The sequence below is a fragment of the Peribacillus sp. TE19612 genome (genome assembly GCF_056279465.1).
In genome coordinates this window covers 510,397-521,711 of sequence record NZ_JBWCCL010000002.1, presented here as the reverse complement: position 1 = coordinate 521,711, position 11,315 = coordinate 510,397, and the positions used below count along the sequence as shown (strand labels likewise).

Here is an 11,315-nt window from a genome sequence, read left to right as displayed (position 1 = left end):
GGTAAAATTAAAAGACCTGAGTCCGATAGAATACCGAACTCAGGTCTTAGAAGCTGCTTAAATTATATGTCTAACTTTATTGGGTCAGATCAACTCGATGAAAATCGAGTTTACCTACAGTTTTTTTAACAGTACAATTTGACCGTTGAGTTCCACTACAGGCACTCGCTTTCCGCGGGCGGTCCGGGAGCCTCCTCGGCGCTATTGCGCCTGCGGGGTCTCCCTTTGACGCGCTTTTCCCGCAGGAGTCTCGTCCCTTCCGTTCTAATCAACTTTGATATAAAATTTAGATAGAAACAATTCCTGAGGTCTTGAAGGTATTTCTATTGGTTATTTGGTTCGGGAACATCATTTGAGCAAAGTTACGTTTTCCAAAGCCCTTTTATTTACAAACTGAAAGGATGGCTAATGCCATCCTTTTTTTCTATTCTTTATTGACGACTGCCGCTTCATGAAGGGCCAAGTCCAAATGAATAAGATCTTCGTAAGTTTCGCGTTTGATGACCAACCGGGCTTCTCCCTTTTCGGCAAAGACGACAGCCGGTCTCGGAATGCGATTGTAATTATTCGACATGGAATATCCATATGCCCCTGTACAAAATACCGCCAAGACATCACCGCGGCCGGCTTTTGGCAATGGTAAATCCCAAATCAACATATCTCCGCTTTCACAGCATTTGCCAGCAATGGACACTGTCTCTTCCACAGGGTCAAGCGGCCGGTTTGCAAGAATGGCATCATATTTCGCTTCGTAAAGAGCGGGACGGATGTTATCACTCATGCCCCCATCTACCGCAATATATTTACGGACATTAGGAACTTCCTTTTCAGAACCGACCTTGTACAGTGTCACACCCGCGTCTCCGACCAATGAACGGCCAGGTTCGATCCATATTTCAGGCATCACTAAATCAGAATCAGCAATCAGGTTCTGCACTTCCCTCACGATCTCCTCAACATATTGAGACGCCGGTAGCGGGTCGTCCTCTTGTGTATACCGAATCCCGAATCCCCCTCCGAGATTCAATACCTGTGGTTGAAACCCTACCGAACCGTGCCAATCACTCAGCTTGCCGATAATTTTTTGGGCTGCCAGAAGGAAACCGGTCGTTTGAAAGATTTGGGAACCGATATGGCAGTGTAATCCAAGAACTTCCAGAAACTCACTATGAAGCGCTTGTCGAAGGGCAGCTTCTGCCTGGCCGTTAATAAGATCAAAACCAAATTTCGAATCTTCTTGCCCTGTCAAAATATAATCATGCGTATGGGCTTCAATACCCGGTGTTACACGAAGAAGGATTTTCACCTTTTGTTCACGGTTTGTACAAATTTCTTCCAACAGTGTCAACTCTGAAAAATTATCGACTACTATACAGCCAATGTCATGATCCAAAGCCATATGTAGCTCTTCTTCACTTTTGTTATTTCCATGGAAGTGAATCCGTTCTGTTGGGAAATTTGCCTTAATTGCCGTATATAATTCCCCCGCTGAGACAACATCGAGAGAAAGTCCCTCTTGCTCAGCTAACTGGATCATGGCAATCGAAGAAAAGGCCTTACTTGCGTAAGCAACTTGAGCTGAAATCCCCAATTCCTCAAAAGTTCTCTTGAACCCTCTCGCCCGTTCGCGAATTAGCTCTACATCATAAACATATAATGGTGTACCAAATTGTTCGATCAATTCGATCGTGTCCACTCCGCCAATCTCCAGATGTCCACGTTCATTGACACCCCCGGTTCCGTACAAATGCATGATAGCCTCACCTTCCTGACTTAAAACTAAAGATTAATAAGAAATGAGGCAGCCTCAAATAAAGAAAACCCGTTCTAATAGGTCCTCTATATGAACAAGCCTCATCCGAATCAATTATCCCATGTAAATATTGTCCTCTATGACTGCTTAGTAGTTCGAAGGGAAAGACAGATTGGTTTAAACTCCAAAGAGTCATAGTAGCTTTATCTCTTTGTTAAGCCTAACTTTATCGCTTTATCCGAATAAAAATAAATTACCACAACTTTTCGACAACATCAACCTTTAGATTTTCTTGGCTGCCTATATAGATCCTGGGGATGTACAATGCTCGGACGTTCTATAGAACCTGGATAAGGTCTTCTAAATATTATATGTGACAAGGCCTTCGGCTGAAACGGGAGAAGCGGCCATAAATAAGGTGTATTTAATGTTTTTATACTAGTGAGCATGATCAAATAGAGTGTGATGCCTATGACTAAGCCAGGCACTTTAAAAAATGCGACCAAGACTATCAGTGCTAAACGGGTAATTTTATTTGCAACCCCTAGTTCTAAACTCGGAGTGACAAATGTACCGATTGTCGCTACGGAAGCGTAGAGAACAACCTCAGGAACAAATAGGCCAACATCTATCGCTATTTGCCCTATCAAAACCGCGGCAACCAAGCCCATTGCCGTGGAAAGCGGGGTCGGGGTATGAACGGCTGCCATCCTTAAAAATTCTATCCCTATATCGGAAATGAAGATTTGGAACACAATGGGTATATGCGTTTTTTCATTCGGCCCGATATACTCGAACTTTTCAGGCAGGAGGGAAGGCTCTAAACAAAACAATAACCAAATCGGCAGCAAGAATAACGAAACGAAAATCCCGAGAAACCGGACCCAGCGCACCAAGGTCCCAACGGCAGGTGCCTGCCGATACTCCTCAGCGTGTTGCATGTGATGAAAAAGGGTGGACGGGGTAATGATGACACTCGGTGAAGTATCCACATAAATAAGGACATGGCCCTCAAGCAAATGCGTTGCAGCCACATCAGCCCGTTCCGTATATCTGACAAGCGGGTATGGGTTATACCTTTGCTTTACGATGAATTCTTCGATCGTTTTATCAGACATCGTTATGCCATCAACCTCAATACTGTTCAATTCCTTACGAACGATTTCTATTAAATCCGGATCGGCAATATCTTTTATGTAGCCGATGGATATATCCGATTTCGATCGTTCCCCTACATGCAGCATTTCGAAACGTAATCTTTCATCCCGGATTCTTCGTCTGGTTATCGCTGTGTTAATGATGATATTCTCGACAAAACCATCCCTTGATCCACGGACGACTTTTTCCGTATCGGGTTCAACTGGCTGTCTACCTGGATAACTCCTCACATCCACGACCAGCCCTATTGGCTTACCATCAACAACAACGACGATTAAACCGGATAATACCTGATCAACAAGCTCATCCATCGTCTTTATTTCCTGAACGGATTGGTGTACGAGCAAGTCTTTGACTACATCAAAAACTTTTGTAGACACGATATCGGCATTTTTGTTATGAATGAGAGAATCGAGGATATCAATGATGTACTCAGTATCCGTCAGCCCGTTTATATAGTAAATATGCACATCTTTTCTTAAGACCTTTATCTTTCTTACTCCTAAGTCAAAGCTGACGCCTAGACCTACTTTCTCTTCCATGTATGCGTCAACTTCCGCTACCCTACTCGGAATCGGCGTCATGTTTTGAGGTTTTTCTGAAGTCATCATGACCACTCCTTTCCAATATGATTTCCACCGCTAGCTTTGTTATCGGTGCTCCTCTTTTAAAATCATCCTGATGGGACATTTTTCCGATATCCCCTATCCCAACTACTATGGGAACATGTAATTGATCGATGCAATACACCGTATCTCCTGTTATCTTGCCCAGTTCAAATTCCTCGGCGCCGTATTTATCAACCCCGTTCGGTGTCAAATTACCATCGCGGTCAATACAGATATCCACCTTGGTCCATTCTTCCCTTCTAGTCTTTGAAGCGACCGCTATCACGCCAAGGACATCAATATCAGGGTGTCCGGCAACTACCTTCATTGCCTGTTCGCCTGATCCTTCTCCTATATAACCGCTATCATCAAACATGACCAATACAGGATCATACTTCGCCTTTTTTATTAATTCAACTAACTCCAAGCCCGTATATCGTGATGGATTACCTTGGGACATGGAGATACATCTTCCCCCTATTTCCTTGGCTACATGCTCGACAGCCCGTTTCGCATACTCATCTCCATCCGTAATCAATATCACTTTTCGTTTGGTCACCATCTTGGGCCTACCTTTCATCAACAGGAATAGTTACCTCATACACTTATAAATCGACAAAATAAATCCATTGGAATAAAGATCCGGCTATTTTACCCAATACGAGTGCCATTAACAGATAAATGATCTTCTCTTGAATTCCGATTCGTTTTGAAAGAACCGGAAATACATTCAGGACTTCAGTTAAGGCAGCCGCAAGCATCCCATTAAATATCCCGTCAGCCAAACCGATCGGAATTAAAAGAAAATGCGGGAGGGAAAGTTCCGTTTCCTGTAATCCTAACCATGTTCCTGCGACAACTCCGGCAATGATGGCTCCTTCGTAGTAATGTATCATTTTCATTGTTTTTGTCAGCTGAGTCAGTCTTGGAATCACCCCAAGTACAGTTAAAAACGCTACAAAACCGGCACCTGTCGCAAACCCCCCGGCTAAACCGACAAAAATTCCGAAGATGATTTTACCGGTCATCAAGGTGGCGCACGTTTTCCTTATTTTCATTCATGATTACATAACGGTCCAAATCCTGCTGATAGTTGAACATTTCAACCTCGAGCGGACTAGGTTCCTCATTGAAGCGTTTTTTAAAGAAATGATTAAAAAATAGAATCATGCCCATACCAAGGCCGAAGCTATATGGGATTTGGATTAATAACGGCTTATCTTCCACTTTTCCCGTTATTATAGTAAAGATTTTTTGATGCACTTCCCCCATGCTGACATCCACATGAAAATTCATGATCGTCATCCCGCCGCCGACAAATAACAAAAACCAAACCAAGGCGAATGTCAGGTATGACATTTTCTTTTTCGAGAGGATGATTTCGATGATCGTTTGGGAGGGGCCGAATGTTTCCACTTCAATAGTCGGATCCACCTTGCGGATGGCCATGATAACTTGAGCTAAATCAATGACAATAATATTCTTATCTTCCTTCTTGACCGTTAATAATATGATTTCTTCAATTTTGATAATCACTTCTTCAGGTCCGATTATCCTTGCAATATCTTTTATCCTCACCGTTTGATTTCCCTTTGCTTGTACACGGTTCCTCATCCTGATATATACAACTGCCATTATCATCACATCCCGACCTTTTATTTCCTTATGCTAGTAGTATGGATTGGAAGCAGTTTGAAAATGCAGGAAGTGAGCCATGTCCAAATATTACTAATTTGAAACCAAAAAAAGACACGCTGCAATGACAGCATGTCTTTTTGGTTTACATTCATCTATTAATGAGTGGGGAAGAAAATCAGCTGGACCAAAAATATCAATCCAAAAATATAAATGAGCGGATGTACCGATTTTCCTTTTCCGCTGAATACCTTCATTAGGGGATATGTGATGAACCCAATTGCAATCCCTGTAGATATACTTGAAGTAAGCGGCATCGTTAAAATGATCGCAAAGGCCGGAAATGCCTCATCAAAAATTTTCCAATTGACTTTAGCCAGCCCTTCCATCATGAAACATCCCACAATGATCAAAACGGGAGCTGTGATTGCTTGAACGGAAGAAATTGCCGATATCAATGGAGAAAAGAAAATCGATGCAGCAAACAAGATTGCCACGACAGTAGCTGTTAATCCCGTACGTCCGCCTGCGGCCACTCCCGTGCTCGATTCCACATAGGCAGTCGATGGGCTTGTACCAAACACCGAGCCGACTGTAGTCGCAATCGCATCACCTAAAAAGGCTTTCTTGGCACGAGGGATTTTCCCATCCTTCGTTAGTCCTGCCTGTTCTGTCACGCCAATCAAGGTACCTGTCGTATCGAAGATCGTCACAAGTAAAAAGGCGAAAACAATTGAATATAAAGAATTCGTGAAGACCCCAGCAATATCGATATCGAAAAATACCGGTGTTGGAGGTACAGATAAGACCCCATCGAAGTTGAGCAAACCGATAAAGTAGCCAATGATTGCCGTAACGATCATACCAATGAAAATGGCCCCTTTTATATTACGGGCCATAAAAATCAAGGTTATGAATAAGCCTGCTAACGCTAAAACGGTTCCTGGCTGATGCAAATCGCCAAGCGTCACCATCGTTGATTCATTTGGCACTACGATTCCAGCATTTTTCAATCCGATAAACGCAATGAATAAACCAATTCCGGATGTGATGCCATATTTTAATGAGTTAGGAATCGCATCCATTATCATTTTACGCAAGCTAGTCACGCTAATTAATAGAAATAGCAAACCAGCAATGAAAACCGTACCGAATACGGTCTGGTATGAAAGGCCCTGTGCTCCCACCACGCTGGCAAAATAAGCATTCAAGCCCATCCCTGGTGCTATCGCAATCGGGTATTTTGCAACAAGCCCCATGATTAGGGTACCAATCACCGCTGATATGACCGTTGCCATGAAAACTTGTTCAAATGGAATTCCGATTGAAGACAATAAAGCCGGATTCACAATGAGGATATAAACCATAGTTAAAAATGTCGTAACACCCGCCATGACTTCTGTACGGACATCCGTCCCATTTTCTTTCAGGGAGAAAAACTTTTCCATAAACATATTTAGACCTCCAGATCTAAAGGAATCACCGACAACCGTTTGCACGAAAAGACAAGGTGTCCTAATATTGTACTGCATCGACGTTTTTCCTGATCATTATTCATTGAAAGAAAGATAAAAAAAACGAATGAGAAACGCGACCTTTACTATAATATTCGTTTTTATTCCTAAATTCAACTAAAAATTCGACCCCATCCCTAGTTTCATCTTAAATCACTTTTACTTTTTCCTAAAATCAGTATTTATTTTCAGCTCAATAAAAAAAAACCACATGAATCACTGATTCATGTGGTTTTTCATTTGCTGAAGGATCTTCTTTTCCAGCCTTGATACCTGAACTTGGGAAATACCAAGCCTTGCCGCCACTTCCGATTGCGTTTGATCTTTATAATATCTCAGGAAAACAATCAGCCTTTCACGTTCATTCAATTCATGTATGGCTTCTTTCAAAGCGATTTGATCGAACCAGGATGTTTCATTATGGTCGGCAATCTGGTCAAGAAGAGTAATCGGATCTCCATCATTTTCGTAAACCGTTTCATGGATCGATGAGGGGCTCCTGCTAGCTTCTTGGGCCATGATGATTTCCTCTGGCGACAGCTCTAGATGTTCCGCCAATTCATTGACAGTCGGAACGCGGCCATACGTCTTTGAAAGTTCCTCTTTGGCCCTGCGAATTTTATTCGCCATTTCCTTTAATGACCGGCTTACTTTAACCGTTCCGTCATCACGGATAAAACGTTGGATTTCACCAATGATCATAGGCACAGCATACGTTGAGAATTTCACTTCAAACGATAAGTCAAATTTATCCACGGACTTCAACAGACCAATACAGCCTATTTGATAAAGGTCATCCGGTTCGTAACCTCGATTGAGGAATCTTTGCACTACTGACCATACAAGCCTCAGATTGCTATTGACAATCAGATTCCTTGCATCTTGGTCACCGCTCTGGCTGCGTTGGATTAAATTCCGCAATTCCTCATCTTTTAAATGGGGCTGGCCTTTCTTGCTCTTCTCGTTTTTAACCTCCACATCCATATGCAAGTCTCCCTTAATTGCACAAAGCTCTGCTTGTAGTTAAGTGCTTTTTTAATCGAATGATCGTGCCTTCGCCCTTATGGGAAATTATATTGATTTCATCCATGAAGTTTTCCATGATGGTGAATCCCATACCGGAACGTTCAAGTTCGGGTTTTGTCGTAAATAACGGCTGTTTAGCCTCCTCGACGTCTTCAATGCCCAGTCCTTCATCCCGGATGGTCAATTCCACAGTATCGCCTTCGATGACCACTGAAATGTAGACCCAACCTTCCGGGTCACTCTCATACCCATGGATGATCGAATTCGTAACGGCTTCTGACACGACAGTCTTGATCTCTGTCAATTCATCCATCGTCGGGTCCAATTGGGCAATGAATGCCGCAACAGTTACCCTGGCAAAAGATTCATTTTGGCTAAGTGCAGAAAATTTCGTTTCCATTTTATTTTTCATATTAGGCAACCCCCAGTCTTTGCAAAGCGTTTTTTTCGGATAGTTCCATTTTAACAATTTTAAACAACCCTGACATCTCAAATAACCGCTTTACTGCTGGAGAAATTGCACAGACCACCATTTCACCTTGCTTTTTGTTTACCTGCTTATAACGGCCCAAAATAACTCCGAGCCCTGAACTGTCCATAAAATCCAATTCTTCCATGTTAAGGATGATATGCTTGATATTATGCTTTTGAATGGCTGCCTCTGCCTGATTTTTCAATTTTTCTGCTGTATGATGATCTAAATCACCTTTGAGACGAATGCACAATACGCGATTTTTCGCCTCCATATTAATCGTAAGACTCATTATATACAGCCTCCTTCACTGTCTTATAAAGAGTCAAATTCTCTTTTTCACCTGCCGATTCCTCCTTACTAGCAAAACTAGTGGAGTTTCGCCTAAATTAGTACGATTAACAGGCAATGCGACAATTTATTCTATTTCGCCTGGGTAAACATGCCGAAAGCCCGTTTATACAATTGCCACCAGCTGGCATTATCAACAGTTTCCTTCGCAACAATCGGAGATTCGACATATACCTTACCGTTTTTCTTCAATTCAAGCGTACCAATTTCATCACCTTTTTTAATCGGGGCATTCAAATCTTTATCAAGCGTGATTTTTTTAGTAAAGTCCTTTGCCGTTCCGTTTTTGGCTGTCAAAACTGAAATAGGTTCACTTGTGACGCCCACCACGGTTTTCTTTTGCCCTTTACTTACCTTGGCTTCACCTAACACCTCACCGCGTTTATAAATAGGGTATGTGATGTATTGTGAAAATGCATAATCTAACATCTTGGTGACCTGAGCGTTTCGTTCCTTTGGAGAAACGGCTCCGAAAACGACGGCAATGACACGCATATTCCCTTTTTTAGCAGTCGCTGTCAAACAATATTTCGCTTCATTTGTGAATCCTGTTTTCAGTCCATCGACCCCAGGATAAAATTTCACTAACCTATTTGTGTTGACAAGCCAAAATTTCTTTTCGGTATTTTCACGGAGATAATCTTCATATGTACCCGTGAACCTTGTAATCGTATCGTATTTCAATAATTCCTTCGCCATGATCGACATGTCATGTGCCGAACTGTAATGATCTTTAACAGGAAGTCCTGTTGCGTTTTGGAACTTTGTATTTTTCAACCCGAGGTCTTTCGCCTTTTTGTTCATTTCCCTGACAAACTCTTCTTCCGATCCAGCTAGACGTTCAGCCATCGCCACCGATGCATCATTCGCCGAACCAATCGAGATGCCCTTAAGCATTTGTTCCGTGGTCATTTCTTCACCTGGCTCGAGGAAGATCTGGGAACCGCCCATCGACGCTGCATACTCACTAGTCCTGATTTTCTCCTTCATGCTGAGTTCGCCTTTATCGATCGCTTCCATGATCAGCAGCATCGTCATGATTTTCGTCATGCTTGCCGGTGAAAGGCGATCGTCTGCATTTTTATCATAGAGAACAGTACCTGTATCCCGTTCAATCAAAATAGCGGATTTAGCATTTGCCGCCAATTCGACTCCTTTTTCTTCAGCTGCTTTTGTATGCGGGATGTTAAAACCCAATGCTACCAAAACGGTTAAAAATACAGAAAGAATCCGCTTCATCTCCATACCCTCCAATCTTTATATTTTTTATTTTTTCCATTAAACCCATTTTTATACAAATAAAGATGAATTTTGAACATATACTGGATATAGGGTAACAAAGTAAACCAAATTAAAAGAGGATGCGCATGGGCATCCTCTTTTAAGAATTCAATGGGATAAACGTAAAAAGGCCGCTCAAAAGCGCGGCCTTTTTTGGAAAATGTTTATTCCATGATCTCTTTATAGATCAATGTAGGTTTTTCTATTTTCTCTTTGGAAATCGCAATGCTTTCATACAATTTTTCTTTTACCTTTGAAACATCTTCGAAATTGCTGTAAATCGTCACAAGTGATTCACCTTTTGCCACGGTTTCCCCGATTTTTTTACGAAGTACCAGTCCGACTGCCAAATCAATCTCTGATTCTTTTGTCGCCCGCCCGGCGCCTAACAGCATGGCTGCCGTTCCTACTTCATCAGCGATGATTTCCGATACATATCCGTCCTCTTTCGCTTCCAGCTCGAAAGTATGAGCAGCCTGCGGTAGTTTTTCCGGCTGATCCACAACCGAACCATCGCCTCCCTGCGCTTCCAGGAAAATCTTGAATGAGTTAAGTGCAGAACCATCCTTGATCGCATTTTCCAGCAAGGTTCTTGCTTCTTCCAGCGAGCTTGCCTTTTTGGCAAGGTATACCATATGGCTTCCCAGTGTTAAAGAAAGTTCCGTTAAATCTTCCGGTCCCTCTCCTTTAAGCGTATCGATTGCTTCCTTCACTTCTAAAGCATTTCCGATAGCGTAACCCAACGGTTGGCTCATATCGGAAATGACAGCCATCGTGTTTCGTCCCACATTGTTTCCGATGCTAACCATTGCATGCGCCAATTCTTCGGAATCTTCGAGAGTTTTCATGAAAGCGCCCGCTCCCGTTTTAACATCAAGTACGATTGCATCAGCACCAGCGGCGATTTTCTTACTCATGATCGAGCCAGCAATCAAACCGATACTGTTAACGGTACCCGTAACATCGCGCAATGCATATAACTTTTTGTCGGCCGGAGTCAGGTTACCGCTTTGTCCAATGACAGCTATCTTATTTTTATTGACAAGTCGGATGAACTCGTCATTTTCTATTTCGACATGAAATCCTTTTACAGACTCCAACTTATCGATCGTCCCGCCTGTATGGCCAAGACCGCGTCCTGACATCTTTGCCACTGGAACACCAACAGCAGCAACCAATGGTCCAAGCACTAGAGTTGTGGTATCGCCCACACCGCCTGTTGAATGTTTATCGACTTTAATTCCTTCAATCATCGATAAATCAATTTGATCTCCCGATTCGACCATTGCCATGGTTAGATCAGCACGTTCCTGCTCATTCATGCCTTTAAAATAAACAGCCATTGACCAAGCGCTCATTTGGTAATCCGGAATCGATCCATCGGTAAACCCATTGATGATGAACTGTATTTCTTCTGTAGTAAGAGCCTTTCCATCACGCTTTTTCTCGATTAGATCTACCATTCTCATATTAGAATCCCCACTTTTTAAAGACACCGATTTTCTTTAGGTGTACTT

Annotated in this window: 11 protein-coding genes; all 11 read right to left on the bottom strand. The window is 42.5% G+C overall.

The window, feature by feature from the left end; all coding sequences use genetic code 11:
- Nucleotides 1–424: 424 nt before the first annotated feature.
- Nucleotides 425–1,753: a diaminopimelate decarboxylase gene (gene lysA / locus ACZ9AO_RS05880; RefSeq protein WP_191930889.1), complete on the bottom strand. Its 1,329-nt coding sequence runs from the start codon at nucleotides 1,751–1,753 to the stop codon at nucleotides 425–427.
- 275 nt (nucleotides 1,754–2,028) lie between these two features.
- A complete protein-coding gene (locus ACZ9AO_RS05875; protein ID WP_476108648.1) occupies nucleotides 2,029–3,495 on the bottom strand; it encodes a spore germination protein in 1,467 nt (488 codons plus the stop codon).
- Nucleotides 3,476–4,081 carry a stage V sporulation protein SpoVABEA gene (gene spoVAEA, locus ACZ9AO_RS05870; RefSeq protein ID WP_048680156.1) on the bottom strand — a complete coding sequence of 202 codons (606 nt, stop codon included), beginning with the start codon at nucleotides 4,079–4,081 and terminating at the stop codon, nucleotides 3,476–3,478. The genes ACZ9AO_RS05875 and spoVAEA overlap by 20 nt, the downstream gene beginning before the upstream one ends.
- 43 nt (nucleotides 4,082–4,124) lie before the next feature.
- On the bottom strand, nucleotides 4,125–4,547 hold the full coding sequence (locus tag ACZ9AO_RS05865; RefSeq protein WP_034308131.1) for a stage V sporulation protein AB: 423 nt from the start codon (nucleotides 4,545–4,547) through the stop codon (nucleotides 4,125–4,127).
- Entirely contained in the window at nucleotides 4,537–5,154 is a 618-nt protein-coding gene (locus ACZ9AO_RS05860; protein WP_318293301.1) for a stage V sporulation protein AA, read from the bottom strand. Before ACZ9AO_RS05860 ends, ACZ9AO_RS05865 begins: the two co-directional genes overlap by 11 nt.
- A 158-nt stretch (nucleotides 5,155–5,312) precedes the next feature.
- Complete coding sequence (locus ACZ9AO_RS05855) at nucleotides 5,313–6,602, bottom strand: NCS2 family permease (protein WP_476108647.1); 1,290 nt, start codon at nucleotides 6,600–6,602, stop codon at nucleotides 5,313–5,315.
- A 282-nt stretch (nucleotides 6,603–6,884) separates the two neighbouring features.
- Nucleotides 6,885–7,652, bottom strand: coding sequence for an RNA polymerase sporulation sigma factor SigF (gene sigF, locus ACZ9AO_RS05850; RefSeq protein ID WP_034308137.1), 768 nt, complete (start codon nucleotides 7,650–7,652; stop codon nucleotides 6,885–6,887).
- A 13-nt stretch (nucleotides 7,653–7,665) separates the two neighbouring features.
- Nucleotides 7,666–8,106 carry an anti-sigma F factor gene (gene spoIIAB / locus ACZ9AO_RS05845; RefSeq protein WP_034308139.1) on the bottom strand — a complete coding sequence of 147 codons (441 nt, stop codon included), beginning with the start codon at nucleotides 8,104–8,106 and terminating at the stop codon, nucleotides 7,666–7,668.
- 1 nt (nucleotide 8,107) lies between these two features.
- Entirely contained in the window at nucleotides 8,108–8,458 is a 351-nt protein-coding gene (gene spoIIAA / locus ACZ9AO_RS05840; RefSeq protein ID WP_034308142.1) for an anti-sigma F factor antagonist, read from the bottom strand.
- Between the two features lie 131 nt (nucleotides 8,459–8,589).
- A complete protein-coding gene (locus tag ACZ9AO_RS05835) occupies nucleotides 8,590–9,756 on the bottom strand; it encodes a D-alanyl-D-alanine carboxypeptidase family protein (protein WP_476108639.1) in 1,167 nt (388 codons plus the stop codon).
- A gap of 206 nt (nucleotides 9,757–9,962) precedes the next feature.
- Entirely contained in the window at nucleotides 9,963–11,267 is a 1,305-nt protein-coding gene (locus tag ACZ9AO_RS05830) for a pyrimidine-nucleoside phosphorylase (RefSeq protein ID WP_048680161.1), read from the bottom strand.
- Nucleotides 11,268–11,315 lie beyond the last annotated feature (48 nt).

Bases quoted from the DNA above. Each gene is read 5' to 3' on its own strand.
- lysA (WP_191930889.1), bottom strand. From the start codon at position 1,753: ATGCATTTGTACGGAACCGGGGGTGTCAATGAACGTGGACATCTGGAG.
- ACZ9AO_RS05875 (WP_476108648.1), bottom strand. From the start codon at position 3,495: ATGACGCCGATTCCGAGTAGGGTAGCGGAAGTTGACGCATACATGGAA.
- spoVAEA (WP_048680156.1), bottom strand. From the start codon at position 4,081: ATGGTGACCAAACGAAAAGTGATATTGATTACGGATGGAGATGAGTAT.
- ACZ9AO_RS05865 (WP_034308131.1), bottom strand. From the start codon at position 4,547: ATGACCGGTAAAATCATCTTCGGAATTTTTGTCGGTTTAGCCGGGGGG.
- ACZ9AO_RS05860 (WP_318293301.1), bottom strand. From the start codon at position 5,154: ATGGCAGTTGTATATATCAGGATGAGGAACCGTGTACAAGCAAAGGGA.
- ACZ9AO_RS05855 (WP_476108647.1), bottom strand. From the start codon at position 6,602: ATGGAAAAGTTTTTCTCCCTGAAAGAAAATGGGACGGATGTCCGTACA.
- sigF (WP_034308137.1), bottom strand. From the start codon at position 7,652: ATGGATGTGGAGGTTAAAAACGAGAAGAGCAAGAAAGGCCAGCCCCAT.
- spoIIAB (WP_034308139.1), bottom strand. From the start codon at position 8,106: ATGAAAAATAAAATGGAAACGAAATTTTCTGCACTTAGCCAAAATGAA.
- spoIIAA (WP_034308142.1), bottom strand. From the start codon at position 8,458: ATGAGTCTTACGATTAATATGGAGGCGAAAAATCGCGTATTGTGCATT.
- ACZ9AO_RS05835 (WP_476108639.1), bottom strand. From the start codon at position 9,756: ATGAAGCGGATTCTTTCTGTATTTTTAACCGTTTTGGTAGCATTGGGT.
- ACZ9AO_RS05830 (WP_048680161.1), bottom strand. From the start codon at position 11,267: ATGAGAATGGTAGATCTAATCGAGAAAAAGCGTGATGGAAAGGCTCTT.